The sequence below is a fragment of the Exiguobacterium sp. s127 genome (assembly GCF_018618695.1).
Lineage (GTDB): Bacteria > Bacillota > Bacilli > Exiguobacteriales > Exiguobacteriaceae > Exiguobacterium_A > Exiguobacterium_A oxidotolerans.
On record NZ_JACSMO010000001.1, the window covers coordinates 527,571 to 553,358 of the forward strand.

Genomic DNA, 25,788 nt, shown 5'->3' on the forward strand with positions numbered 1-25,788 from the left:
GACGAACCTACATATGGCGCAAGCTAGGCGTAGAGGTACATATATTTATTTCAACTTCACGGATGTCGCCGTCTTCGGCGCCGTCGTCAAGAACGGTGTCATCAAACGACGCGCTGTTGCGTCCCTGCCTGCCGGGACACTCCAAGGTGGATGGTTGCAACCGGAAGCGTCACTTGATTTGATTTTTGACAGCCTGTTGACGAAATTGAAGGTTCCGCGAGGTTCGCAAGCTGTCCTTGCCCTCGATGGTTCACTCGTCCTTGCCCGAAAACTTGAAATTCCGGAGTCGGTCGAGACGAATCAAATCCGCGGGTACTTGTTCATGGAGCTTGGTCACAGTATCGTCCTGCCGTTTGAAGAACCGTACTTCGATTACACACTGCTCGAAGAAGACGGCAAACGAGAAATCATGCTGTATGCGGCACCGAACGAAGCGATTCAACAATACATGCAATTGTTTAAGCAAAAGCACCTGCGGCTTGTCGCAGCTGAACCGCAACCGCTCGCTACGTTTTTCGGAATCGAGTCGCTCTATGAAGTCGAAGACAGTAGCAGCGTCTTGATTTGGAACGTCAATGCGACGAATCATCAACTGATCATCATCGAAGACAAAGTTCCGCGCTTAATCCGTTCCGTCGATACGTTCAGTTCGAACGCCTGGGAAGTTGAGGTGATGGAGGATCGTCTCCATTACCGGTATCGCCTGGATGACGCACAAGTCGAGATGACACTTGACGAAATGCTGCTCGAATTTTCACGTGTGCTCGATTTCTACCGGTTTTCGCTCGCACGCGACCAACGGGAAATCAGCCGTGTCATTCTAGCGGGAGACTTCCCGTTCCAGGAGGAGCTCGTCAAACGGTTCGAAGCGAATTTTGATCTCCGACTCGAACAGCTTCCGGAGCAGCTCGAAGTCGCGCCACAACCGATTCCGCGTGCGTATTTACCGCTACTCGGACTCGCGATTCCACAAAAAACTCGAATCAATCTGTTACCAGAGAACGACGTCATGCCGAAGTTTCCGCTCGTCGCGTCGCTCGTCCTGTTGTTATTTGGCGGAATGATTGGCGGCTACTTGTTCTGGCAAACGGACCAGTTCGCGGACCGGATCGAGACGGCAAACAATCAAGTGCAAATCGTTCGTGCCCTTCAAGCGGAATCGGCACAATCAGCGAAACAAGAAATTGCCCAATTGAAGCAGACCGTCGACGGATTAGAGGAGACGCCGCGCCCGGCAGTCCCGACGCTTGAACGGATTACCCGCTACTTACCGGAACGCGGCTACATCTTACAGTTCGCCTATGGTGCCGATCATCTCGTGACGATGAATGCGCAATTCGAAACACTGGAAGAGTTGAATGGTTTTTATCGTCAACTCTTGACGGATGACGTCTTTACAGGAGTTTCATTGACAGGTATCACAACGAAGACGATGAACGAAGAGGCAGATGTCGTCACGTCGACGACGATCGACCCGGCAACAGGGGAAGAAATTCCGACGACGACGATTACACCATCGGCTGATGAAAAAACGGAAGAACCGCGTTACATCGGTCAATTCACGTTGTCAGTCTTACCGGCGGAGGTCGTCAAAGGTGAAACGAATGAAGCGAATCCGGATGTACCAAAAGAAGATGGCGAGACGGAGTCGGCAACGCCAGACGGTGAAGTGACACCGGAAGACGGAACAGGCGAAGTCGTCTCGACCGAGATTGAGGAGGTGGAGGATAATTGAAGCGCTATAGTAGTTACCTTCTCCTCGGATTGACGCTCCTGCTCGTAATTGGAGGAGTCGCCTATTTCGGTTATACGACCTATACGACGTACCAAGAATTGAATGAAACGGAAGCCACGCTTGACCGGGAACAGATGGCCCTCGAAATCGCAAAAGCAAATGAGCAAAAAGTCGATGTCGCCGAATCAAGCTTCTTACAGAAAAAAGTGCCCGTCCTCCCGGCGAATGATGATGTCATCGACGCCATCAATGCCTCGAGTCAAATCGCAGGAGTCAAAGTCCAGTCGATTACGTTCAGCCAAACGGATGTTGCACCTGCTCCGGTTGTCGAGTCGACACCGGTCGTCGACGGAGCGATGGCGACAGAGTCTGACAGCGATGCGGATGGAGCAGAAGCACCCGTCGCGACAACGGCCGCGACACCGCTTCCGGCATCGTTATCCGTCGAAGCACCATCCTATCTCGAACTGATGGCATTCCTTAAACAAATCGAACGGACGGATCGGATTACGATCTTGCGTCAGATTCAATTGACGGGGCCGGATGAACCGGGTGCCGGAAGTGAGACGATTCTTCTTGACGATGAGATGATGGCGTTTACGATTGAAATCGAGACGTATTACCGACCTGATCTAACACAACTCGTTCCAGATAAGAAGACACCACTCAAGGAGACGACCCCGAAATCAGATCCCTTTGTTGATGTCACAGGAAATTAGTTTGGAAACAAGTGCTTCCCTTCACGGGAGAGGCACTTGTTTTTCGTTATACTACCCGTTGAGTGAATTAAGCTAGTTCGAAATCTATCAGAAAGAGCGTGATACTAATGGTAACGCAACCACCCTTGATTCTTGCTTCGGCGTCTCCGCGCCGGACACAGCTTTTGGACCAAATCGGGATACAGCATGAGGTTCGTCCTGCTGACGTCGTCGAAGAAGCGCCCTATCCGATGGCGCCTGCCGAATACGTCGCCTACTTATCCGACAAAAAAGCACGTGCTGTAGCTAAGGCGGATGAAATCATTCTGGCGGCAGATACCGTCGTGTCGATTGACGGTTTGATTTTGGAAAAACCGCTCAATCGCTTAGCCGCAAAGCAGATGTTGCTTCAATTATCTGGTCGGACCCACCATGTCTTGACGGGCGTGACGATTGTGATGAATGATCATGTCGAAACATTTACCGTGACGACAGAAGTCCGTTTTGCCAAATTGTCGCAGGACTGGATTATGCGCTACACGGAGACGGATGAGCCGTATGATAAAGCCGGTGGATACGGCATCCAGGCGGTCGGAGGATTATTCGTCGAAGCGATTTCAGGCGATTATTATAATGTCGTCGGATTACCGATTCATCCGATTGCGAAACGACTCGAAGCATTCGGAATCAAGCCGGAATTTGCGTAACGCCTATTAAAGAGAGGTCGGATGCAGTGATTGAATTGCCGAAGGATATGATTCAACTAAAAGGGCTGACCCGTGCGACGACAGTCGAATTGCTAGCATGTCTCGTCCGAAGTGGAACGAGAAATCAATCGCCGCTTGAAATCGCGGAAGAATTACTTGATCGTCATCCCTCGTTGATTGAGCTTGAGGCAGCGGGAGTCGGAGGACTGGAGAAGTCACCCGGCGTCGGCAAGGCGAAGGCGCTCCAAATCATGGCGGGACTCGAGCTCGGCCGCCGGCTCGTCACAGAACCGAAGTGGGTCCGACCGGTCGTTCGTTCACCGGAGGATGCAGCGGAGCTGTTGTTAGAAGAGATGCGCCTGTATCAACAGGAACATTTCATCTGTCTGTATTTGAACACGAAAAACGAAGTCATTTCCAAAAAGACGCTGTTTATCGGCGGTCTCAATACGTCGATTGTTCACCCGCGCGACATATTTCGGGAAGCCATCCGCTGTTCGGCGGCCAGCTTCATCGCTGTCCATAATCATCCATCGGGTGATCCGACGCCAAGCCGGGAAGATATCGAGGTGTCGGAACGGATGGTCGAGGCGGGCAGATTGATTGGAATCAGTTGTATCGATCACCTCGTCATCGGTCACGGACAATTTATTAGTATGAAACAACGCGGATTTATGTAAGAATAACGTCTGAGGGGGAAGTGGACTTCCTGACTTCAGGCGTTTTTATGTTTTGAAAAATAGGTGAACTGTAAACAAGCTGTAACGTTTTAGCGCTTTTCTAAGAGTGCTTTTCCGTTATAATTAGTGGAGTTGTATTTTCAGAGAGGGGTTTTTTAAATAATGTTTGGATCATTTAGCCGTGAAATCGGCATTGACTTAGGTACGGCAAACACGCTCGTTTATGTGAAGGGGCAAGGAATCGTTGTACGCGAACCTTCTGTTGTCGCTTTCCGTACCGATACAGGTAAGATTGAGGCAGTCGGGAACGCAGCGAAAAACATGATTGGACGGACACCGGGCAACGTGACGGCACGACGGCCGATGAAAGACGGCGTAATTGCTGATTATGAAACAACTGCGACGATGATCAAGTACTTCATGGATCAAGCGTCGAAGAAAAAAGGATTGTTCTCATCGAAAACGAACGTCATGATTTGCGTGCCAAGCGGCATCACGTCAGTCGAAAAACGTGCTGTTGAAGATGCAGCAAAACTTGCCGGGGCGCGTGAAGCCTATACGATTGAAGAACCATTCGCAGCGGCAATCGGAGCTGGACTCCCAGTATCTGAACCAACAGGATCGATGGTCGTCGATATCGGTGGCGGAACGACGGAAGTCGCAGTCATCTCGCTTGGCGGCATCGTAACGAGTCAATCAATTCGTGTCGGTGGAGATGAAATGGATGAGTCAATCATTCGTTACATCAAATCGAAATATAACTTGATGATCGGTGAACGGACAGCCGAAACACTCAAGATGACGATCGGTTATGCACGAATCGACGAAGAGTCAGAAAACGAAACGATGGAAATTCGTGGTCGCGACCTCGTCACAGGTCTTCCGAAACAAATCGAAGTAACGAGTGCAGAAATTTGCGACGCGTTATCCGATACGGTCGATGCGATTTTAGCAGGTGTCAAGCACACGCTTGAGCAGACACCGCCGGAACTTTCGGCTGATGTCATGGACCGCGGAATCGTCTTGACAGGCGGCGGTGCGCTCCTTAAAAACCTTGATTCTGTCATCGAAGACGAAACACGCATCTTGACGCTTGTTGCTGAAAACGCACTCGATTGTGTCGCAATCGGTACAGGAAAATCACTTGAGATGATGAATGTCCTTCGTTCGAAATCAGGCATCTCACAAAAAAGATAAGGACGGGATGAGCGATGAAGCGATTTTTAAATAATCGAAAACTGCTCATCACACTCCTTAGTTTTCTCCTTTTGGTGATATTGATCGGTATTTCGTTGCAAGGGCGTAACCAATCCCACTGGTATCAAAGTTTTGTCCGTGATACCGTCGGGGTCGGTCAACGTCTTTTCGCGACACCGATTGGCTGGATTGATGATACGGTCACTTCGATTACAGAAGTGCGTGACGTGTATAAGGAAAATGAGTATTTAAAATCACGTTTAAATGACTATGCGGAAAATTCCGTCAAAGTTCGTGATTTAGAACGTGAGAATAAAGAGTTAAAAGATATGCTCGACCTGGGTGGCTCGATTCGCGACTATACGTTACTTCCAGCTGAAATGATTGGTCGCACACCGTCCGAGTGGCAACGTTTCGTGACCGTGAACATCGGCGAACAAAAAGGGGTCAAGTCCAATATGGCCGTCGTGACGGCAGATGGATTGATTGGACGTGTCATTCAGACGAGTGCCTACACTTCGCTCGTTCAGTTGTTATCTGACACGAGTCGTACGAACAATGTCTCAGCTGTTGCGGACGATACAAAAGGAAAAGGGGTCTTCGGAACGATTGAAGGGTTCGATGAGGAAACAAACTTGTTGAAATTCACGAAAATTCCGAATGACGCGAAGTTAAAAAAAGGGCAGATTGTCGCGACATCCGGTCTCGGAGGAAAATATCCAAGCGGTGTTGTCATCGGCAAAATCGAGGAAGTGAAGTCGGATAAATACGGTGCTTCGAAAATCGCATACGTCAAACCGGCAGCAGACTTCGAACAGTTTGGTCACGTCTTCGTGATTGAACGAGAGGCGGAGGAACCTTTCGCTGAGACCGATAAGGGAGGGGACACTAGTGAATAACGTCAAGTTGTTTTTCGCCGTGTTCCTTCTTTTTATCTTGGAAGGAACGATTTTTGCAGGTCCGCTCGGTGACGGGTCACCGTATGCGGTCCACCTGACTTTGATTGCCTTGATGTTTCTCGGACGCTACGGCAAAATCGAACAGGCACTTGGTTTCGGCTTAGTATTCGGTCTGTTATATGACTTCGTCTATTCCGATATCATCGGTATTTACTTATTTGCGCTATCTGCCATTCCGCTTTTTAGTAGCTTCGTGCTAAAATATGTAAAGGAGAACGTATTGACGATTATCGTCACCTTTACGTTCAGTGCCTTATTATTCGAATTTGATATTTATTTCTTTACGGCTTCGGTCTTAGGTGTCGATGTTCCGTTTAAAGAACTGGCGACACAAATCATTCCGAAGAGTCTCATTGCACAGCTGATCGGGATTATCATTCTGTATTATCCGATGACCCGACTCGTGCAATCCACACTTGACGAGAAAAGAGGATGAGTCATGATTGAACGTAAGCGTTATGTAACGATGAAAGGTCATCGTGGTGGCCTTGCCGTTTATGTAAACGAACGGTGCAGTGTGGATGAATTTCTTGACGACTTAGAATTGACGCTTGCCGATAAATCCGTCGAGAACGGACGCGCCGTACCGATTACGTTCTTCTTTGGGCGACGTTACGTCGACGAAGGTGTCGTGACAGCGGTCGAATCGATTGTCGGACGACATGATTCCTTTTCATTTAACGGGTATGACAGTGAGTGCCTGACGAAAGATGAAGCAAAAGCATTATACGGGGAACGGACCTTCCACTATTTTGGTGGAACTGCTAGGAGCGGTCATGTCCTTGATATTGAAGGGTCCATCGTCGTCATCGGTGACATCAACCCTGGTGCTGTCGTACATGCGACTGGCAGTATCTATTGTCTCGGAGCATTAAGAGGAACGGTTCACGCCGGTAAAGGTGGTAATGATGAAGCAGTCGTCGCTGCAAGTATGCTACAACCGAAGTGGATTTCGATTTCCGACATCGTCCATGATGAACCGTATGATGCACCGGTACCGGCCTTAGAAATGGGTTGTGCGTTTATAGGGGAAGCGGGAATTGAATTTTCTCGACTCCAAACCGTTCCGCTTGCGCGGATGGATCAGTTTGCGATCGATAGTGAAAGAGGGTGACAGACATGGAACAAGTGAAAGAACAGGTACATAGAGATGCCAAAACGAACGTCGGGCGGGCGATTGTCGTCACGTCTGGTAAAGGTGGCGTCGGGAAAACGACGACGACTGCGAACATCGGAACTGCGCTCGCATTGATGGGCCATTCTGTTTGTCTCGTCGATACGGATATTGGATTACGTAATCTCGATATCGTACTTGGTCTCGATAATCGGAGTATCTATAACATCGTCGACGTCGTGACGGGGCAATGTAAGTTGCACCAAGCACTCGTGCGTGATAAACGTTTTGAAGAGATGTATCTGTTGCCTGCTGCCCAGTCTAAGGACAAATCGTCCGTCACGCCGGAACAGGTGAAAGCGATCATTGACACGTTGAAACTTGAATATGAGTTCGTTTTAATCGATTGCCCTGCTGGAATCGAGCAAGGATTCATGAACGCGATTGCGGGAGCGGATGAAGCCGTCATCGTCACGACACCGGAAAAAGCCGCTGTTCAGGATGCAGACCGAATCATCGGCATGCTCGAACGGTCGGAGCGTGAAATCGTCCCGCGTCTCGTCATCAACCGTGTCCGTTCACACATGATGGCATCAGGGGACATGCTCGACATCGATGAAATCATGCGTATCTTGTCGATCGACCTGCTCGGCTTGATCGTCGACGACGAAGAAGTCATCGCGGCCTCGCACCGTGGCGTCCCTGTGACGATGAATCCGGATAATCGGGCCGGACTCGGTTACCGGAACATCACGCGGCGGATTCTAGGAGAGTCAGTTCCATTACTCGACTTAAACGAACAACCGCAAAAAGGGTTCTTCGTGAAATTGAAAAAAATGCTTGGTATGAAATAAGTTAGGGAAAATAGACGAGAAGAGCTATGTTGCTTCTGGTCTATTTTTTTTGGAGGAATTCGTATGAAATGGATTAGTGAACAAACCCCGTCGCTGGAGCGTGTTGCGTTAGTTGAAGGCGGACGGGTCGTCGAGTACCATGAGCGGATGCGAGATGAGATTCGTGTCGGTACGCTGCTCTACGCGAAAGTCGATCGGCTGCATCCGACGCTTGAGGCTGCCTTTTTGATTGCGACCGATGGAACACCGCTTTACTTACCGATCAACGAAACATTAGAAACGTTACGCCGTTACCCGGATGTCCCGACAATCGGTCAGGCTGTCCAAGTCGGTCAGACCGTTCTCGTTCAGGTCGTCAAGGAAGGCACGGCACCGAAACAGCATAAAGTGACGCAAAACATCACCTATGGCGGACGCTATCTCGTCTATTTCCCGTATGGTCGGCGTGTCCGCTTCAGCCGGAAACTCGATCTCGTCACGCAGCAACAATTAGCGGAGCTGATTCAGACAAGTGAGATGGAAGGCATCTTATACCGGACGGAAGCATCGCAAGCAGAAGCCGGTGTACTTGAGAAAGAACTGTTCCAGTTACGTGCCCGTCATGAACAAATGCTAAAGCAGGATAACTTAGAACAGGATGAATCATTGATTGTCCAGGAAGCGAAACGGCTCCCGTTCGTCGAAGAAGCCTGTGTATCGAATCGAATGGAGAAAGAACGATTAGAGCAACTCGGATTACGCGTCGATCGTCCTGTATTGAAAGGACGGCTCCCGGAGATGGGGCATGTCGACCGCGTCATCGAGAAAGCGCTCGAAAAAGTCGTTTGGCTCGATGGAGGCGCCTATTTATTGATTGAAGAAGTCGAGACGATGACAGTGATTGACGTCAATAGTGGAAAGATGATTTCCGTCAAAGAGCAAAAGCGGACGTTTGACCAAATCAATGAAGCGGCAGCCGGTGAAATCATGCGCCAATTACGCCTGCGCAACATCAGTGGCATGATTGCCGTCGATTTCCTGCGGGGCTCAAGTAAAGGGCAGACGCGTGTGACGCAATTGCTAAAGGAACGCGCCGCCCAAGAAACGAAGCAAATCGAAGTCTACGGCTTTACGAAGATGGGCCTTTGCGAATTGACGCGGCAACGGCATGGAAAATCGTTACTCGAGCGTTCCATCGTACAAGGGAAGCCGTCACGGATTGCGATTCACCGGCAACTCGAACCGAAGTTGATTGAAATTGCGACCTATGCGGAAGCAGCAGTCGTCCGCGTGCCGACTGGCGAATTAAGTCCGTTGTTGCTACAAGATGCACCGGTCGAGCTGTTGATTGTCGAAGGCGAAACCGGTATCTTATTTACGGGAACGAAGCAGGAATGTGAAGAATTTATCGGTCGTCAGCAAAAACAATAAGAACGTTATTGACAATAGTCAACTTCATTTGGTATTCTGAATAACGTTAGTTCGTTTGGAAGCACCAAATGACTACAACCGCACAGACCGGGTTTTAAAGCATCCGCTGCCCGTGATGGCGAGTCTGAGTTCCTAAGAGGAGGTGCACGTAATGTACGCAATTATTAAAACTGGTGGTAAACAAGTTAAAGTCGAAGCTGGCCAAGAGATCTACGTTGAGAAATTAAACGCAGACGTCGACAGCACAGTAGAATTCGGCGAAGTCTTGATCCTTGGTGGTGACGATGTTAAAGTCGGCGCTCCACTCGTAGAAGGTGCGAAGGTCGTAGCAACGGTCATCAAACACGCTCGCGCGAAAAAGATCACAGTCTTCAAAATGAAAGCTAAAAAGAACTACCGTCGTAAGCAAGGTCACCGTCAACCTTACACGAAGGTCCGCATCGAGAAAATCGAAGCGTAAGCCATGATACGTGTTAAGATTCGACGAGATGAAGCGGATTTGATCCGTTCCATCGAAGTGACAGGACATGCCGAGTTTGCTGAGCCTGGTCTAGATTTAGTCTGTGCCGGCACTTCAAGCGTGATTTTCGGAGCATACAATGCAATCGAGTCACTACTCGGGCAGGTCCTGCTCCTTGAAATGGCAGAACAACAAGAGGGTGGCTACTTTTATGTAGAGCCGTACGCTGACTTAGCACCGGATGTCAGTGAACGCACCCAATTGTTACTGGAAGCGACATTGGTCCAACTCGGAACCATCGCTGAAAGTTACGGTGAGTATATCCAACTTGAACAAATATAGGAGGTGGATTCCACATGTTGAAACTTAATCTTCAGTTCTTCGCATCGAAAAAAGGGGTAGGTTCGACAAAGAACGGTCGTGACTCGCAATCGAAACGCCTTGGGGCGAAACGTGCAGACGGTCAAACTGTTTCTGCTGGTTCAATCCTCTACCGCCAACGCGGTACGAAGATTCACCCAGGTATGAACGTCGGACGTGGTGGCGATGATACACTTTTCGCAACTGCAACTGGTGTCGTTCGTTTCGAACGTCTTGGACGCGACAAAAAACAAGTCAGCGTTTACCCAGCATAAGTGATCGATGAAGCAGACTCTAGCCACTTTCGGGGGTTAGGGTCTGTTTTTTTAGGAGGGAACGACCGATGAAGGATGAGCAGGTACTTGATCTTTTAAAGACACTTCGTCACGAATGGTTGAATCGATTACAACTCGTTCGTTCGTATAGCGCGATGGGTGACGAGGCGGCGGTTGAATCGATTTGTTCAGTCTATCGCGAGCAAGCGTCACGAGAAGGACGCCTGACGTTGATTGAACTACCGAAAACAGCGCTCACACTTCAACGAGCGGATTGGACAGGCTTGACTGTCGAATATGATGTGATCGAGAAACCGAAGCAGATTGATGACGTACGGCTAGCGAAAATCATCGAGGCTGCGATTGATATGATTGAAGTGGGAGATGGAGAAGTATCCGTGACCTTCCATGAGGGCGTGACCATCGAGGTCTATCGGGATCTACTAGATATGTCGCGCCTTAAGAATCTAGTGACGCCGATGGAAATCGAGTCACAGACAGCCAATGAGTGTGTGATCGAAATTGAAAGTCTTCCTGTAGGGGAAGAGAAGTAATAGGAGGGATCTGACATGTTCGTCGATCAGGTAAATATTTATGTAAAAGCAGGAGATGGTGGACGCGGGCAAGTTGCGTTCCGTCGCGAAAAATATGTTCCAGACGGTGGTCCAGCCGGAGGAGATGGTGGGCACGGTGCTCACGTCGTTCTTGAAGTGGATGAAGGACTTCGTACGTTAATGGACTTCCGTTACAAACGTCACTTTAAAGCCGTTCAAGGTGAAAATGGAATGTCGAAGGGGATGCACGGACGGAAGTCGGAGCACCTCGTCGTTAAAGTACCACCAGGCACGGTCGTCTACGATGATGATACGGATGCAGTCATTGCCGATCTCGTTCATCACGGGCAACAAGCCGTCGTCGCTAAAGGTGGACGTGGTGGACGCGGAAACTCGCGTTTCGCGACACCTGCGAACCCAGCTCCGGAACATGCGGAAAACGGGGAGCCGGGCGAAGAGAAGTACTTGAAACTTGAACTCAAGATGCTCGCTGATGTTGGACTTGTCGGATTCCCGAGTGTCGGGAAATCAACGATGTTATCAATCGTCTCAGCAGCACGTCCGAAAATCGGAGCATATCACTTCACGACAATCACACCGAACATCGGTGTCGTTGAAACGGAAGACAGCCGTAGCTTCATCATGGCCGACCTACCGGGACTCATCGAAGGAGCAAGTGAAGGTGTCGGACTCGGTCACCAATTCCTCCGTCACGTCGAGCGGACGAAAGTCATCGTCCACGTCATCGACATGAGTGGAATGGAAGGGCGCGACCCGATCGAAGACTACAACATCATCAACAAAGAACTGGCAGACTATAACTTACGTCTGACGGATCGTCCGCAAGTCGTCGTCGCAAACAAGATGGATATGCCGGATGCAGAAGCGAACCTCGAAGCGTTCAAAGAAGCTTTCCCGGACCTCGAAGTCTTTGCAATTTCTGCAGCGACGCGTCAAGGATTGCGTGACCTCTTGTTCCGGATCGCCGATCTCGTCGATGCGACACCAGAATTTGGTCTTGAAGAGCTTGAAGAAAAAGCAGCGACACCACGTGTTGTCTATGGTTATGAAGCACCAGAAGCTGGCTTTACGATTTCGAAAGATGAAGATGATTGCTTCGTCATCCAAGGACCACGGATCGAGAAACTCTTCACGATGACGAACTTCATGCGGGAAGAGTCGATTAAACGATTCGCTCGGACATTACGTCAAATGGGCGTCGATGATGAGCTCCGTAAGTTAGGTGCGATTGATGGGGACGTCGTTCGGATCCGTGACTTCGAATTCGAATTCATCGAGTCTTCGTTCTAAAGATCACGTAAATCATTCATTTAGGAAATGGAGTGTGAAATCATCGTGGACCCACTTCCCGCGATTCCGTTTATCTGGCTGCTCGTGTTATTGGTCATCTCAGCGTTCTTCTCTTCTTCTGAAACTGCTTTATCTAGCGCAAACCGCTTACGGATTTTGCATCAATCAGAAGAAGGCGACCGTCGTGCCTCACAAGCACTGCGCTTGTTCCAACGCTATGAAGAAACGCTGACCGCAATTTTGATTGGCAATACGATTTCGAACCTCGGTGTTGCGATGATTGGGGGATGGCTTGCGATGACGATGTCACCGGAGTCGTTACCACGCGTCGGCATCATTTTCGGAACGTTCTTACTGATTTTGTTATTCGGTGAATTGATTCCGAAATCTTACGCACGGGAACATGCTGAAAAGTACGTCCTCTGGATTAGTCGTCCACTGCGCATGTGCCTGAGTCTCTTCAAACCGGGAGTCTTCTTATTCTTAAAGTTGCGCCACGTTGCACTCGTCCTGATTGGTGCTGATCCGAAAGGACCGCTCGTAACGGAACAAGAACTTCGTGCACTCGTAGACATTAGCGAAGAAGAAGGCGTCATGGATGAAGCAGGGGCTGAGCTTGTCCACCGTGCCGTCGATTTTAAGAACATTACTGTCGAAGAAGCGTTGACACCACGAACAGATATTCAAGCGATTGATATCGATGACAGCTTCGAAGAAATTTTACGTGAGGTACAAAAAGGCGGTTTTTCCCGTCTGCCGGTTTATAAGGACTCGATTGACCATATCATCGGTGTTCTATCCGAACGTGATTTCTTACGCGAGTTCGTCAAAAATGGAACCGTCGACATCCGTGAGTGGATTCGACCGGTATCCTTCGTCGTCCCGCAAACCCATTTGATGGATTTGTTACCTGAACTGAAAGTGAAACAGTCACATATGGCTGTCGTACTTGACGAGTTTGGTGGAACGGCCGGATTAATTACGCTTGAAGATATTTTAGAAGAATTAGTCGGTGAAATTTGGGATGAGCATGATGAATCACTTGAATATACGAAACAGATTGGTGTAAACCGTTTCGAATGTCTCGCAGAGTATGATATTGAAGATTTTTGTGACCAATTCGAGTTGACGATGCCGGAAACAGAAGCCCAGTCGCTGGGCGGCTGGATTATGGAACGTGTCGGTCAAATTCCTGAAGTTGGTACAACGATGACATATGAGCGTGTCACGTTCACGGTACTTCATGTTGAAAACCGCCGTGTCCGAAAAATATTAGCAACATTCGCGTCTGAAGTTGCTGAAACGGTCGAAGAACGATCTTGATCGACTTGGAAGAGGTCTGAACACAACACGTTGATTAAAAGCCGATGATAAAAAAAAGAAGGGATTGCCATCTATCATGGATGTGCAATCCCTTCTTTCAGCGTGTAGACAAAGTGATATCTGAAAATAAAAGTGTCTTTTTTCGTTGCTTTCCTCGGGCGAGGCGCGAACTGTTGCTTCTCGATATCACATTTTTACGTTTCATAAGAGTTTGTCTACAGTCTAAAAGTCGAAGAGGCAGATGCAATCATCGCTTAAAAATCAAACGTAATGAAAGACGGTTCCGCCCTGTACGTAAGAAACGCCGATGTTCCCGCTTTTATGCGGAGCCATCGGCGTTTTCTGTACATACTTTTTTCGTTCATGACGGTCAGATGCATGCATTTTGGTTAGACGTCCAACTCGGAAACTAGGATGCCGAGATGATCTAACTTTTCAATTGCTGCTTCAAGCGCCTCATCACTGTCAGCTTCTAACGTATGGATGTGGACACCATCCGTCAGACTCGATAATGGGGTCGCCTGTGTTTCTTCAAGGCGTTCTATTAAAACGCGGACATCACGCCGACTTTTCAGCATCAACTCGCCCGTGATGAAACCGTAGACCGGATGTTCGACGATGACGTCAAGAACGGTGACGCCTTCGTCGACGATGGCGTCACATTCTTCTTTAAGTTGATCGTATCCATGACGGCAGACGATTTTTCGCCGTTTTCGTGAAGAATCGTTTTCTAGTTCATTGAGTAAATACCCGCGAGCCGTAGCTACGACTGGATGACCTTTGGCTTTTAATAACGATAAATCCTGAACGATGACTTGTCGGCTTACACCCGCCTGTTTCGCAAGTGCCGTACCGGTGATCGGATGATCACTATCCTCGATAATCTGTAGGAGTAAGTTTCGACGTTCTTCTCCAGATTGTCTTCTTCCCATTGCCACTCCTGCCCTTCTTCAAAAAATCATGTATCAAGTGTACATAAAAAATCGATACACCGCTCGACTTCCTCTTTTGTCGTATGAAGTCCAAAACTAAGACGAATCAGGCCGTGTGCTGCCGTTTCATCATACTGGATGGCACGAAGCGTAGAATTCGGTCCATTTTCGCCTGCCCGGCAAGCGCTTCCGGCTGAAACAGCGATTCCAGCCCGGTTCAGGGCAAGTAAAACGAATTGTCCATCCATCCGTTTCGTATGAATGGCACAAATCGAAGCCAGTTGATCGGGTGACTCGACGACATGATAACCCGCATGAGGAAGTCTTTTTTGTAGCATACCACGAAATTTCTGACTTGCGGCTTGGAAGCGAGGATTTTCAGATTGATAGTGCTCACAAGCAGTCAGGAAAGCGACGATTCCCGGGATGTCGACCGTTCCGGGGCGAATTCCAAGCTCGTGGTGGGCAGCGTAGTAAGGGCTAAAGAGCGGACGGCGTAAATAGACGGCACCAAGTCCTTTTGGTCCATAGACTTTATGACTGCTGCATGTATAGGCATCAAACGAGTCGATTGAGAGGGGGTGTTTGAGAAATCCTTGCACACCGTCACAGTGAAATAAGATCCCTCTCGCCTGACAAAATTGAGCGATTTCTTCAACTGGAAAAATGAAGCCTGTGTCCGAGTTGACGTGTTGAATTGAGACAACACCGACTTCATCCGTGCAGACGGTCTTGAAGTACGTCCAGTCAAATGAACCATTTGGAAGCAGTGGTAAGAGAATCGTGTTTGAGGCGAGCCGCTCCAGTGGCAGGAGAACGGAATCGTGTTCGCAAGCAAGTGTCAAGACAGTTGTCTTTTGACTTTGACGAAGGAGGTGCTGTATCGCAATGTAATTCGCTTCCGAGCCACTACCGGTGAAAACGATATTTCCATCAGTTTGACCGAGTAGAGCTAAGAGCTGTGTACGTGCTCGTTCGAGAATTTGTGCTGCTCGATTTCCTATGTCATGAAGTGAAGAACTGTTGCCGTAAGCTTGTTCAGCCGCCAATCGATACTGTTCAATTGCACCAGGGTACATCGGAGTCGTTGCCGCGTAATCTAAATAAATCATAAATGAATCGGATCCTTTCGTCTTGTCACTCGACTAAAAATATGCCAAACTTATTGTCAAGACAATAGTAAACTAAAAAAACAGAGGTGTAAAACAAATGTCTTTACATAAACATTTCGTGACCGATGTCTTGATTGTCGGGACAGGGCTTGCAGCAATCACGGTCGCACTCCACTTACCGGACAATCTGCGCGCATTACTCGTCACGAAAGGAACTAGAAGTGAGACGAACTCGATGCGGGCACAAGGGGGGATTGCTTCTTCGGCGCTCGAGGATGATCACGAGGCACATCGCGCAGATACAGTCCGCGCTGCAAAAGGATGGGTGAACCCTGAAGCCGTGGAGTTCGTAACACGCGAAGGAAGGACAGTGATTTCTGAACTCGAAGCACTGGGTGTCATCTTCGACCGTCAAGAGAATGGTGAGTACGCGGTTGGGCGCGAGGGAGCGCACGGTCTTCCGCGGATATTCCATAGCGGGGGTGACCAGACTGGGTGCCGGATGATGGAAACACTATCTGAAAAAATCACGCATCCAGTCCTTGAGCAGACCGTCATCACACAATTGTTAACGTCTGGCGGACGTGTCGTCGGAGCAGCAGGATATCGCGGCGAAGAGCGGATTGAAATTTCAGCACGTGCCGTCGTCCTGGCGACAGGGGGAATCGGCGGCCTTTTGTCGACTTCGACGAATGATACTACGATCACCGGAGACGGATTAGCACTTGCTGCTGCCGTCGGGGCAAACTTGTCTGATTTAGGATACGTCCAACACCATCCAACGATTTTAGTCCACCATGGAAAATCCGTTGGCTTAATCACAGAGGCGTTGAGAGGTGCGGGAGCATACTTAATGACGCGCGATGGTCACCGTGTGATGGACAATCATCCGGAAAGGGACTTAGCGGCACGGGACGAAGTGGCGGCTATGATCACGGCAGTCCGAAAACAGGAATCGGTTTACCTCAACACGACACCGGTCAGACAGTTGGCGGAACGATTCCCGACATTCGCTCGAAAATGTGAAGAATTGAACATAAATCCGGAGCTTGTCGAGGTGACGACCGGCGTCCACTTTTTAATGGGCGGAATCGAAACGGATCTTGCAGGGCGAACATCAGTCGCTGGTTTGTACGCAGTCGGAGAGACGGCATCAATCGGATTACACGGCACGAATCGTCTTGCTTCGAACTCGTTGCTTGAATGTTTTGTGATGGGAAAAGCCGTGGCACGGCAGTTACAGCTCGCACCTCGGAGGCCACTCCCTGCATTCCGACAGGTCTTTGGATGTGAGGATGATGTTTTACAGGAGAAGTTGAGTGAAGTCTTAACGGTTGAACTTAAAGAAGACCGTCTTCAAGCCACCCTTGAGCAATTAATGAGCGAGTCGGTTCAGCAAACGGGGCGGCAGGCGGAACAAAATCGATTACACATCATGACGGGACGTCTCCTCCTCGAAGGAGCATTACGTCGATTAAAAGAGGAGCGACAAACGAATGAACAGATGGCACCTGCAGCAACAACTTGAAGGATTTTTAATCGAGGATATCGGACATCAAGACATCACGAGTGAACTTTGTCTGACTGGACACGAGCAAGGGACGGGACGATTCCTTGCGAAAGAGGATGGCATCTTTTGCGGCGTCGCCGTGTTGCGTGAGCTTGCACGATTGCTAGAGGTGACATTCATTCAACAGGTTGAAGACGGGCAAGCAATCAAGCGGGGACAAGTGCTTGCGGAATGGACGGGCGACTTGCGTTCAATTCTGAGCGGAGAACGGGTAGCGCTTAATTTGATTCAACGGACGTCAGGTATTGCGACATTGACACGCAGTGCTGTTGACCGGGCAGACGGACGAATTCGCATCGCGGATACACGCAAGACGACACCAGGTCTACGGATGCTTGAAAAACATGCTGTTCGCGTCGGTGGTGGCTTCAATCACCGGGGGCGCCTAGATGACGCCGTGATGATTAAAGATAATCACATCACGGCAGCAGGGTCGATCACGGAGGCAGTCAAACGGGCAAAACGTGCCGTCGGGCATACGACGCCGATCGAAGTCGAAGTCGAGACAGAATCGGAAGTCGACGAAGCGGTCAAAGCCGGTGTCGACATCATCATGCTCGACAACCGAACACCTGCAGAAATCAAACGGTTCCGTCAAGCGATTCCGTTGGCGATAACAGTCGAACTGTCCGGTGGCGTGACGCTTGAGACATTGCCGAGGTATTGCGACGTCGGCGCCGATTACATTTCAATCGGGGCGTTGACACATTCAGCACCGGCACTCGATATCAGTATGAAAATTCAAGGAGGAAAAAAAGATGAGCTTTGATTTATTGGCGAATCAAGGGATTCCCGGACAGTACTTAGAAAAAACAGAGGCAGAATTAACAGCAATCATTGAAGGGGTCAAACACCGGATGGGCAGTCGGTTGTTTTTGCCGGCGCACCATTATCAAAAAGATGAAGTCGTCCAGTTTGCTGACGCAACAGGGGACTCGCTTCAACTGGCGCAAATCGCGAAACAGATGACGGAGGCCGAGTATACCGTTTTTTGTGGTGTCCATTTCATGGCGGAAACAGCCGATATGTTAACAGATGCTGAACATACGGTCGTCTTACCCGATATGCGTGCCGGCTGTTCGATGGCGGACATGGCGAACGGCTATCAAACGGAACGTGCCTATGCCTATCTCGTCAATCGGCTCGGTGACTCGATTTTACCTTTGACCTACGTCAACTCGACAGCAGAAATCAAAGCGTTCGTCGGACGCCATGGGGGAGCGACGGTGACTTCATCGAATGCTGTCAAGATGGTCGAATGGGCGCTTGCGGAACGGGATATTCTGTTTTTCCTGCCGGATCAACATTTAGGACGAAACACAGCGCATGCGCTCGGAATTCCGCTCGAACAGATGGCGGTCTGGGATCCGATCAACGATCAATTAGTATTTGATGGAGAAGACTCGGACATCCGTGTCATTTTATGGAAAGGGCATTGTTCGGTCCACGAAAAGTTCACGGTCGGTCAAATTGAACAGTTCCGGCTGACGGATCCGGCACGCCGGATTCTCGTCCATCCGGAATGCTCGTTTGAGGTCGTGGAAGCAGCAGATTTAAACGGTTCGACAGCGTATATCATCAATCAAGTGAAGCAGGCGGCAGCCGGCACGAAATGGGCGATCGGAACAGAGATGAATCTCGTCAACCGGTTGGCGAAGGATTTCCCGGAGCAAGATATCGTATCCCTCAATCCATTCATGTGTCCCTGCTTGACGATGAACCGGATTGATTTACCACACCTCGCCTGGTCACTCGAACAAGTCGAGCGTGGCACACCTGTCAACATCATCAGCGTCGATGCCGAGACGACGGAATATGCCGTCTTGGCACTGGAGCGGATGCTCGACCGATCATAAATCAGACAGCGCCTTGCCGATTAAACTCATCGGTGAGGCGTTTTTTGTCGGAAGAACATTTTGAAGCAAATCAGAGTTATATGCTACAATAGCACGAGAGTTTGTAATTGGATGGGAGCGTTCTAAATTGATAGAATTCGTACGCGGCGAGGTCGCTTATGTCTGTGCGGAATTCGTGACGATCGAAGTCGGGGGGATTGGCTACAAAATCGTAGCACCGAACCCGTTTTTTTATCGGACCGGAGACGAACAGGTTATCGTATATACGTATCATTATGTGAGAGAAGATCAAGAAGTATTGTTCGGATTCCGTTCACGACGCGAACGCGCATTGTTCACGAAATTGCTTGGTGTGACAGGAATTGGTCCAAAAGGGGCACTCGCAATCGTCGCATCAGGAAATGTTGACGCGCTTGTAGAAGCGATTGAACAGGAAAAAGAAAGTTACCTCATCAAGTTCCCGGGCGTCGGTAAAAAGACGGCGAAACAGATGACACTTGATTTAAAAGGAAAATTAGCCGAGCTCGCTCCGGATTATGTACCGAGCGAAGGGCTGTTCGCCCAAAGTAATGCCGAGTTGAACGAAGCATGTGAAGCCTTGACGGCTCTCGGGTACAGTGACCGTGAAGTCGAAAAAGTCAAGAAGGCGCTTCAAGCCGAAGTGCTCTCAACGGATCAATATGTCAAGCGGGCCCTTCAGTTGTTATTGAATGTGAGGTGAGGACAAAATGGAAGAGCGGATTTTATCAGAATCAGCCCATGCAGAAGATCAAGAAGAGTGGAGTCTACGTCCGCAAACACTTGATCAGTACATCGGTCAAGAGAAGGCAAAAGGAAACTTAAGTGTCTTCATCGAAGCGGCGAAGATTCGTCAAGAGACGCTCGATCACGTTCTGCTTTATGGCCCTCCTGGTCTCGGAAAGACGACACTTGCGACGATCATCGCCAATGAGATGGGCGTCGGTGTCAAGACGACAGCAGGACCGGCAATCGAGCGACCGGGTGACTTAGCAGCAATCCTCTCGTCACTCGAACCGGGAGATGTCTTATTCATCGATGAAATTCATCGGCTCAGTCGTTCAATCGAAGAAATTCTGTATCCGGCGATGGAAGATTATTGCCTTGATATCGTGATCGGACAAGGCGAACTGGCCCGCAGTGTCCGGATTGACTTGCCACCGTTTACGCTCGTCGGTGCGACGACGCGGGCCGGGATGCTGTCTGCCCCGCTCCGTGACCGCTTCGGTGTGACACTGAAACTTGAGTATTACACGATGCCGGAGCTCTCAGCGATTGTTACCCGGACGTCACGTCTATTCGGATTTGAAGCAGACCGGATGGCGGCGGAAGCCATCGCGCTCCGCTCGCGTGGAACGCCACGGGTCGCCAATCGCTTATTACGCCGGGTGCGTGATTTTGCCCAGGTCGCCCATCAAACAGAAATCGATGCGACACTCGCGACGAGTGCACTCGACCGGCTCCATGTCGATGCGCTCGGACTGGATGATGTCGATCACCGGTTACTCCGTTCACTCGCTGAACGGTTTGCTGGCGGACCCGTCGGACTCGAAACGATTGCCGCAACGATCGGGGAGGACGCACAGACGATTGAAGACGTCTACGAACCGTACCTGTTACAACAAGGATTTTTACAACGAACCCCACGCGGCCGGGTTTTGACACCGTTCGCGCGGCAACATTTAGGATTGAAAGAAGGAAATTGACTCATGGATGTAAACTTATTTGATTTTCATTTGCCGGAAGAACAGATTGCCCAAGTTCCCTTACTCGACCGGACGAGCTCGAAGCTGATGGTGATTGACCGCGAGACGGGAGCGTTACGTCACGAACGGTTCCATGATATCGTCTCGCATTTCAATGCGGGCGACACGCTCGTCATCAATGATACAAAAGTCTTACCAGCCCGTTTGTTTGGTGTCAAAGAAGAAACCGGTGGAAAAATCGAACTGTTGTTATTGAAGCAGACGAGTGATGATGTCTGGGAGACGCTCGCAAAACCAGCGAAACGTGTGAAGCCGGGAACGGTGATTACGTTTGGTGACGGCTTACTTAAAGCTGAATGCGTCGAAGCGCTCGACGATGGCGGACGAATTTTGAAGTTCTCGTATGACGGTATCTTTTATGAAGTCCTCGACGAGCTCGGGACGATGCCGCTTCCACCTTATATTCACGAGCAACTCGACGATCAAGATCGTTACCAGACGGTGTATGCGCGCGAACGCGGGAGTGCTGCGGCACCGACTGCTGGACTCCACTTCACACCGGAATTGCTGAAAGCATTGACGGATAAAGGCGTTACACTAGCACCGCTCACGTTACATGTCGGTCTCGGTACGTTCCGTCCGGTTTCGGTCGATGACGTCGACAGTCATAAGATGCATAGTGAATATTATGAACTGCCGGAAAGTTCAGCAGCAATTTTACGTGAGACACGAGCGCGCGGCGGACGGATCATCGCGGTCGGAACGACGTCGACGCGGACACTTGAGACAGTTATCCGTGATCATGGTGACTTCGTCGAAGCGACGGGCTGGACGGACATCTTTATTTACCCGGGGCAGGAAGTGAAGGCGATCGATGGTTTGATTACGAATTTCCATTTGCCGAAGTCGACGTTAATCATGCTTGTCTCCGCACTGTCGACCCGCGAACACATTTTACACGCATACGAAGAAGCCGTCGCAAACGGATACCGATTCTTTAGTTTCGGTGACGCGATGTTCTTAACAAGAGAGGAATTAAACCGATGACAAAACACGCAGTAACATACGAACACATTAAGACATGTAAACAATCAGGTGCGCGGTTAGGAATCGTCCACACGCCGCACGGTAGCTTCGAAACACCTGTCTTCATGCCAGTCGGAACGCAAGCGACGGTCAAGACGATGGCACCGGAACAAATCAAGGACATGAACGCAAACATCATTCTCTCGAACACCTATCATCTCTGGGTTCGTCCGGGGCACGACGTCATCAAAGAAGCAGGCGGTCTACACAAGTTCATGAACTGGGATGGCGCGATTTTAACGGATTCTGGTGGTTTCCAGGTCTTCTCACTCGCTGACCTCCGGAACATCACGGAAGAAGGCGTCCACTTCCGGAATCACTTGAACGGGGACAAGCTGTTCCTCTCACCGGAAAAAGCGATGGAGATTCAAAACGCACTCGGTTCAGACATCATGATGGCGTTTGACGAATGTCCGCCGTTCCCGGCGTCACACGAATACATGAAAGCATCGGTCGAACGGACAAGTCGCTGGGCAGAACGTTGCTTGACGGCGCATGAACGGCCGCAAGATCAAGCCTTGTTCGGGATCATCCAAGGGGGCGAGTACGAAGACTTACGTCGTCAAAGCGCACGTGACCTTGCATCACTCGACTTCCCAGGCTATGCCGTCGGTGGTTTGTCTGTCGGAGAACCGAAAGATGTCATGTACCGGGCGCTCGAATTCACGACGCCACTCATGCCGGAAGATAAACCACGTTACTTGATGGGTGTCGGATCACCGGATGCCTTGATTGAAGGGGCGATTCGCGGTATCGATATGTTCGACTGTGTCTTACCGACGCGGATTGCGCGTAACGGAACGTTGATGACATCAAGCGGCCGGCTTGTCGTCCGTAATGCGAAATATGCACGCGATTTCCGTCCGCTCGACGAAAAGTGTGATTGCTATGCATGTAAAAATTACTCACGTGCCTACATCCACCACTTGATTCGTGCCCAGGAAACGTTCGGTTTACATCTCTGTTCGACACATAACCTTCACTTCCTCGTCAAATTGATGGAGGGCGTTCGCCAAGCGATTCGAGAGGACCGTTTACTTGATTTCAAGGATGAGTTCTTCGAAGAATACGGTTATAATTTACCAAACGCAAAGAATTTCTGAGTTATCATCTGACAAATCAATCGTTTCAAGGTATAATGAACGTGATTTGAATGAAAAGGAGCTGAGTCAGATGCAACAACTAATCACATTCCTCCCGATGATTTTGATCTTCGTGGTGTTCTATTTCTTGTTGATTCGTCCACAGAACAAACGCCAGAAGCAAGTCCGTGAAATGCAAACGCAATTATCACGCGGCGACACGGTCGTTACAATCGGTGGACTCCACGGAGTCGTACAAAAGGTTGATGAAACGACAGTTACATTAAAATCAGGGAATTCCCAATTGACGTTCAATCGTAGTGCAGTCGCGGAAGTTACAAAAAAATCAACGACTGTCATGGACGACGAAACCGTCGAATAAGGCAAGAAAAAGACGCTTTCCGAATTTCGGAGCGTCTTTTCTGTCTTTATATGAGAAAAACGATTGCTATGATTACCAATTCTTATGTAAGCTAGGATAGGATACGAAAGTTGTCTGAAAATATACTGGGGTTTAGAGAAAGGACAATGTAGCATGGTTAAGAAAGGAAAACTAGCCACGTTCTTCATTATCGTCGCCGCATTACTCATCTTGATCGGCACGACGTCGACATGGCTCTTGAAAGACACGAAACTCGGTCTTGATTTAAAGGGCGGGTTCGAAGTGTTGTATGAAGTTCAACCCTTAAAAGAGGGGGATGTCATCGATGATACAGCGATGAGCGCGACGTTGACGGCAATCGAAAACCGTGTCAACGTTCTCGGTGTATCGGAGCCGGACATCCGAATCGAAGGGAAAGACCGGATTCGTGTACAACTCGCGGGTGTCAAAAACCAAAGCGAAGCACGTCAGATTCTATCTTCGACAGCCGAGTTATCATTCCGTGATATCGACGATAAGCTGTTGCTTGACGGATCGGATTTAAAGGCGAAGGGTGCGAAAGTCGGATATGATCCGAATACGAACGAACCACTCGTCGAATTAACATTGAAATCAAAAGAGAAGTTCTATGAAGTGACACAACAGATTTCGCAAAAACAAGCGCCGGATAATCGTCTCGTTATTTGGCTTGATTATGCGAAAGGTGACACGTACGAAAAAGAGATTCAAAAAGAAAATTCGAAAATTGTATCTGATGCGTCAGTCAATCAGCCAATCAACTCGGATAAAGCAATCATCTCGGGTGGCGATATCGACGCCGAGTACGGAAAACAATTGTCATCCATTTTAAATGCTGGGGCATTACCGGTTAAGCTTGATGAAATCTACTCGACATCAGTGTCGGCGGCATTCGGGAAAGATGCGCTTGATCAAACATTATTTGCATCAATGATCGGTGTTGCGGCAGTCTTCTTATTCATGTTGCTGTTCTACCGTGTATCTGGTTTCGTCTCAATCATCACGTTGTTGTTCTATATTTACCTCGTCATGATCTTCTTCAACGGAATCAATGCCGTCTTGACCTTACCGGGTATCGCGGCACTCGTCCTTGGAGTCGGGATGGCGGTCGATGCGAACATCATCACTGCAGAGCGGATTAAAGATGAGCTACGTAGTGGGAAATCTGTTTTGTCGGCATTCAAAGCCGGGAATCGCCGTTCATTCGGAACGATTTTAGATGCGAACTTAACGACGCTGATTTCAGCAGGTGTCCTCTATTACTTCGGAACGAGTACCGTCAAAGGGTTTGCGATCATGTTGATGGTTTCGATTGCCGTCACGTTCATCACGAACGTCTTCATCTCTCGTTACTTGATGCAACTTCTTGTCAGTAGCCGTTGGTTTGATAAGAAAAAATCATGGTTTGGCGTAAAGGAGAGTGAAATTCGTGAACTTTAATCCTACGAAATTCGATTATGTAAAACATCGCAAAGTCTACTTCACGATCACAATCGCTTTAGTTCTCCTGTCGGTTCTGTTGCTTTCATTCCGAGGCTTGAATCTCGGGATTGACTTCACGGAAGGGACACGTGTCGAAATTTCTTCGGAAAATCAAATCGAGGAAAGTGAAGTCCGGTCCGTCATTGAAGAAGCGGGAATCGACGCAAAAGAAATCGACGGGATTCAGTTCGCGCAAGGCGGTACGCTCGCGAACGTCACGTTCGTCGGTGAGTTCAGTCAAGAACAAGTCGCGGAAATGAACAAAACGATTGAAGCGAAATATGATAAAGCACCAAGTATTTCAACGGTCTCCCCACAAGTGGGTCGTGAGATCGCCCGAAATGCGATGTACGCTGTCTTGCTCGCTTCAATCGGAATTGTCATCTATGTCTCGTTCCGTTTCCAACCGACGTATGGAATCGCGACAGTGCTTGCTTTGCTCCATGATGCCTTGATGATCATCGCGTTCTTCTCACTCTTCCAAATCGAAGTCAACCTGTACTTCATCGCCGCCGTCCTGACGATTATCGGGTACTCGGTCAATGATACGATCGTGACGTTCGACAGGGTGCGTGAAAATTTAGGGCGTGCTGAAAAAGGCGGCAGAACCGTTTCGTTTGATGAATTATGCGACGTCGTCAACGAATCGATTCAGCAAACGATCATCCGTTCAATCAATACGGTCGTGACCGTCATCATGACGGCTGCCGCCCTCTATATTTTCGGAAGTGAAGCGATTCGTGGTTTCAGTCTTGCCTTGCTTGTCGGTTTGTTCATGGGGATGTATTCATCGATCTTCATCGCTGCGCAACTTTGGCTCGTCATGAAAAAACGCACATTAAAACAACCAAAACAAGCTTCATGAAGACAATCCGCGTTGGGTATCCCTGACGCGGGTTTTGTCTTA

Annotated in this window: 26 protein-coding genes, 1 pseudogene and 1 other annotated feature; of the genes and pseudogenes, 25 read left to right on the top strand and 2 right to left on the bottom strand. The window is 49.3% G+C overall.

Annotated elements, in window-relative coordinates; translation table 11 throughout:
* The first annotated feature begins 13 nt into the window (after positions 1–13).
* From KNP98_RS02525 to KNP98_RS02600, 16 genes are all read left to right on the top strand, one after another.
* Entirely contained in the window at positions 14–1,735 is a 1,722-nt protein-coding gene (locus tag KNP98_RS02525) for a type IV pilus biogenesis protein PilM (RefSeq protein ID WP_214810641.1), read from the top strand.
* Entirely contained in the window at positions 1,732–2,454 is a 723-nt protein-coding gene (locus KNP98_RS02530) for a hypothetical protein (protein WP_214810643.1), read from the top strand. The genes KNP98_RS02525 and KNP98_RS02530 overlap by 4 nt, the downstream gene beginning before the upstream one ends.
* Before the next feature lie 107 nt (positions 2,455–2,561).
* Positions 2,562–3,140, top strand: coding sequence for a Maf family protein (locus KNP98_RS02535; RefSeq protein WP_088837536.1), 579 nt, complete (start codon positions 2,562–2,564; stop codon positions 3,138–3,140).
* Positions 3,141–3,187: 47 nt separating this feature from the next.
* Positions 3,188–3,820, top strand: a complete 633-nt coding sequence (gene radC / locus KNP98_RS02540; RefSeq protein WP_204251439.1) for a RadC family protein — start codon at positions 3,188–3,190, stop codon at positions 3,818–3,820.
* A 162-nt stretch (positions 3,821–3,982) separates the two neighbouring features.
* The gene (locus tag KNP98_RS02545) at positions 3,983–5,017 is read left to right on the top strand and encodes a rod shape-determining protein (RefSeq protein ID WP_029331054.1); all 1,035 of its coding nucleotides are present in this window, start codon (positions 3,983–3,985) and stop codon (positions 5,015–5,017) included.
* A 14-nt stretch (positions 5,018–5,031) separates the two neighbouring features.
* Positions 5,032–5,916, top strand: a complete 885-nt coding sequence (gene mreC, locus KNP98_RS02550) for a rod shape-determining protein MreC (protein WP_088837534.1) — start codon at positions 5,032–5,034, stop codon at positions 5,914–5,916.
* Positions 5,909–6,412 (top strand): rod shape-determining protein MreD, encoded by a 504-nt coding sequence (mreD, locus tag KNP98_RS02555; RefSeq protein ID WP_088837533.1) that lies wholly within the window; start codon positions 5,909–5,911, stop codon positions 6,410–6,412. Before mreC ends, mreD begins: the two co-directional genes overlap by 8 nt.
* Before the next feature lie 3 nt (positions 6,413–6,415).
* Positions 6,416–7,090 carry a septum site-determining protein MinC gene (locus KNP98_RS02560; protein WP_214768687.1) on the top strand — a complete coding sequence of 225 codons (675 nt, stop codon included), beginning with the start codon at positions 6,416–6,418 and terminating at the stop codon, positions 7,088–7,090.
* Positions 7,091–7,095: 5 nt separating this feature from the next.
* A complete protein-coding gene (gene minD, locus KNP98_RS02565) occupies positions 7,096–7,944 on the top strand; it encodes a septum site-determining protein MinD (protein ID WP_051667297.1) in 849 nt (282 codons plus the stop codon).
* A 63-nt stretch (positions 7,945–8,007) separates the two neighbouring features.
* Positions 8,008–9,354 carry a ribonuclease E/G gene (locus tag KNP98_RS02570; protein ID WP_214766487.1) on the top strand — a complete coding sequence of 449 codons (1,347 nt, stop codon included), beginning with the start codon at positions 8,008–8,010 and terminating at the stop codon, positions 9,352–9,354.
* 66 nt (positions 9,355–9,420) lie between these two features.
* Positions 9,421–9,490 (top strand) — a sequence feature (ribosomal protein L21 leader region).
* 15 nt (positions 9,491–9,505) lie between these two features.
* The gene (rplU, locus tag KNP98_RS02575) at positions 9,506–9,814 is read left to right on the top strand and encodes a 50S ribosomal protein L21 (RefSeq protein WP_012370978.1); all 309 of its coding nucleotides are present in this window, start codon (positions 9,506–9,508) and stop codon (positions 9,812–9,814) included.
* A gap of 3 nt (positions 9,815–9,817) precedes the next feature.
* On the top strand, positions 9,818–10,156 hold the full coding sequence (locus tag KNP98_RS02580; RefSeq protein ID WP_029331048.1) for a ribosomal-processing cysteine protease Prp: 339 nt from the start codon (positions 9,818–9,820) through the stop codon (positions 10,154–10,156).
* Positions 10,157–10,170: 14 nt separating this feature from the next.
* Positions 10,171–10,449: a 50S ribosomal protein L27 gene (gene rpmA / locus KNP98_RS02585; RefSeq protein WP_012370976.1), complete on the top strand. Its 279-nt coding sequence runs from the start codon at positions 10,171–10,173 to the stop codon at positions 10,447–10,449.
* Between the two features lie 68 nt (positions 10,450–10,517).
* Positions 10,518–11,003: a Spo0B domain-containing protein gene (locus tag KNP98_RS02590; protein WP_029331047.1), complete on the top strand. Its 486-nt coding sequence runs from the start codon at positions 10,518–10,520 to the stop codon at positions 11,001–11,003.
* Positions 11,004–11,018: 15 nt separating this feature from the next.
* Positions 11,019–12,314 (top strand): GTPase ObgE, encoded by a 1,296-nt coding sequence (obgE, locus tag KNP98_RS02595; RefSeq protein ID WP_214810644.1) that lies wholly within the window; start codon positions 11,019–11,021, stop codon positions 12,312–12,314.
* 45 nt (positions 12,315–12,359) lie between these two features.
* Complete coding sequence (locus tag KNP98_RS02600) at positions 12,360–13,637, top strand: hemolysin family protein (RefSeq protein ID WP_214810645.1); 1,278 nt, start codon at positions 12,360–12,362, stop codon at positions 13,635–13,637.
* 389 nt (positions 13,638–14,026) lie between these two features.
* On the opposite strand, the gene KNP98_RS02605 is transcribed toward KNP98_RS02600, so the two are convergent.
* Together KNP98_RS02605 and KNP98_RS02610 are read right to left on the bottom strand one after the other, a co-directional pair.
* A complete protein-coding gene (locus KNP98_RS02605) occupies positions 14,027–14,569 on the bottom strand; it encodes a transcription repressor NadR (RefSeq protein WP_088837529.1) in 543 nt (180 codons plus the stop codon).
* 26 nt (positions 14,570–14,595) lie between these two features.
* Positions 14,596–15,681 carry a cysteine desulfurase family protein gene (locus KNP98_RS02610; protein ID WP_214810646.1) on the bottom strand — a complete coding sequence of 362 codons (1,086 nt, stop codon included), beginning with the start codon at positions 15,679–15,681 and terminating at the stop codon, positions 14,596–14,598.
* Positions 15,682–15,778: 97 nt separating this feature from the next.
* Between KNP98_RS02610 and KNP98_RS02615 the strand changes: the two genes are divergently transcribed.
* From KNP98_RS02615 to secD, 9 genes and pseudogenes are all read left to right on the top strand, one after another.
* Entirely contained in the window at positions 15,779–17,209 is a 1,431-nt protein-coding gene (locus KNP98_RS02615) for an L-aspartate oxidase (RefSeq protein ID WP_214810647.1), read from the top strand.
* On the top strand, positions 17,178–18,020 hold the full coding sequence (nadC, locus tag KNP98_RS02620; protein WP_214802163.1) for a carboxylating nicotinate-nucleotide diphosphorylase: 843 nt from the start codon (positions 17,178–17,180) through the stop codon (positions 18,018–18,020). Before KNP98_RS02615 ends, nadC begins: the two co-directional genes overlap by 32 nt.
* A complete protein-coding gene (gene nadA / locus KNP98_RS02625) occupies positions 18,010–19,107 on the top strand; it encodes a quinolinate synthase NadA (RefSeq protein ID WP_214810648.1) in 1,098 nt (365 codons plus the stop codon). The genes nadC and nadA overlap by 11 nt, the downstream gene beginning before the upstream one ends.
* Before the next feature lie 127 nt (positions 19,108–19,234).
* The gene (ruvA, locus tag KNP98_RS02630) at positions 19,235–19,828 is read left to right on the top strand and encodes a Holliday junction branch migration protein RuvA (protein ID WP_029331039.1); all 594 of its coding nucleotides are present in this window, start codon (positions 19,235–19,237) and stop codon (positions 19,826–19,828) included.
* 7 nt (positions 19,829–19,835) lie between these two features.
* The gene (gene ruvB / locus KNP98_RS02635; protein WP_088837524.1) at positions 19,836–20,831 is read left to right on the top strand and encodes a Holliday junction branch migration DNA helicase RuvB; all 996 of its coding nucleotides are present in this window, start codon (positions 19,836–19,838) and stop codon (positions 20,829–20,831) included.
* Positions 20,832–20,834: 3 nt separating this feature from the next.
* Positions 20,835–21,878: a tRNA preQ1(34) S-adenosylmethionine ribosyltransferase-isomerase QueA gene (queA, locus tag KNP98_RS02640; RefSeq protein WP_088837523.1), complete on the top strand. Its 1,044-nt coding sequence runs from the start codon at positions 20,835–20,837 to the stop codon at positions 21,876–21,878.
* Positions 21,875–23,020, top strand: a complete 1,146-nt coding sequence (tgt, locus tag KNP98_RS02645) for a tRNA guanosine(34) transglycosylase Tgt (protein WP_088837522.1) — start codon at positions 21,875–21,877, stop codon at positions 23,018–23,020. Before queA ends, tgt begins: the two co-directional genes overlap by 4 nt.
* 70 nt (positions 23,021–23,090) lie before the next feature.
* The gene (gene yajC, locus KNP98_RS02650) at positions 23,091–23,381 is read left to right on the top strand and encodes a preprotein translocase subunit YajC (RefSeq protein WP_029331035.1); all 291 of its coding nucleotides are present in this window, start codon (positions 23,091–23,093) and stop codon (positions 23,379–23,381) included.
* 153 nt (positions 23,382–23,534) lie between these two features.
* Positions 23,535–25,746: pseudogene (gene secD / locus KNP98_RS16005) on the top strand (protein translocase subunit SecD).
* The last annotated feature ends 42 nt before the right edge of the window (positions 25,747–25,788 follow it).

Coding starts and splice junctions, on each gene's coding strand:
- KNP98_RS02525 (WP_214810641.1), top strand. CDS start 14: ATGGCGCAAGCTAGGCGTAGAGGTACATATATTTATTTCAACTTCACG.
- KNP98_RS02535 (WP_088837536.1), top strand. CDS start 2,562: ATGGTAACGCAACCACCCTTGATTCTTGCTTCGGCGTCTCCGCGCCGG.
- radC (WP_204251439.1), top strand. CDS start 3,188: ATGATTCAACTAAAAGGGCTGACCCGTGCGACGACAGTCGAATTGCTA.
- KNP98_RS02545 (WP_029331054.1), top strand. CDS start 3,983: ATGTTTGGATCATTTAGCCGTGAAATCGGCATTGACTTAGGTACGGCA.
- mreC (WP_088837534.1), top strand. CDS start 5,032: ATGAAGCGATTTTTAAATAATCGAAAACTGCTCATCACACTCCTTAGT.
- KNP98_RS02560 (WP_214768687.1), top strand. CDS start 6,416: ATGATTGAACGTAAGCGTTATGTAACGATGAAAGGTCATCGTGGTGGC.
- minD (WP_051667297.1), top strand. CDS start 7,096: ATGGAACAAGTGAAAGAACAGGTACATAGAGATGCCAAAACGAACGTC.
- KNP98_RS02570 (WP_214766487.1), top strand. CDS start 8,008: ATGAAATGGATTAGTGAACAAACCCCGTCGCTGGAGCGTGTTGCGTTA.
- rplU (WP_012370978.1), top strand. CDS start 9,506: ATGTACGCAATTATTAAAACTGGTGGTAAACAAGTTAAAGTCGAAGCT.
- KNP98_RS02580 (WP_029331048.1), top strand. CDS start 9,818: ATGATACGTGTTAAGATTCGACGAGATGAAGCGGATTTGATCCGTTCC.
- rpmA (WP_012370976.1), top strand. CDS start 10,171: ATGTTGAAACTTAATCTTCAGTTCTTCGCATCGAAAAAAGGGGTAGGT.
- KNP98_RS02590 (WP_029331047.1), top strand. CDS start 10,518: ATGAAGGATGAGCAGGTACTTGATCTTTTAAAGACACTTCGTCACGAA.
- obgE (WP_214810644.1), top strand. CDS start 11,019: ATGTTCGTCGATCAGGTAAATATTTATGTAAAAGCAGGAGATGGTGGA.
- KNP98_RS02605 (WP_088837529.1), bottom strand. CDS start 14,569: ATGGGAAGAAGACAATCTGGAGAAGAACGTCGAAACTTACTCCTACAG.
- KNP98_RS02610 (WP_214810646.1), bottom strand. CDS start 15,681: ATGATTTATTTAGATTACGCGGCAACGACTCCGATGTACCCTGGTGCA.
- KNP98_RS02615 (WP_214810647.1), top strand. CDS start 15,779: ATGTCTTTACATAAACATTTCGTGACCGATGTCTTGATTGTCGGGACA.
- nadC (WP_214802163.1), top strand. CDS start 17,178: ATGAACAGATGGCACCTGCAGCAACAACTTGAAGGATTTTTAATCGAG.
- nadA (WP_214810648.1), top strand. CDS start 18,010: ATGAGCTTTGATTTATTGGCGAATCAAGGGATTCCCGGACAGTACTTA.
- ruvB (WP_088837524.1), top strand. CDS start 19,836: ATGGAAGAGCGGATTTTATCAGAATCAGCCCATGCAGAAGATCAAGAA.
- queA (WP_088837523.1), top strand. CDS start 20,835: ATGGATGTAAACTTATTTGATTTTCATTTGCCGGAAGAACAGATTGCC.
- tgt (WP_088837522.1), top strand. CDS start 21,875: ATGACAAAACACGCAGTAACATACGAACACATTAAGACATGTAAACAA.
- yajC (WP_029331035.1), top strand. CDS start 23,091: ATGCAACAACTAATCACATTCCTCCCGATGATTTTGATCTTCGTGGTG.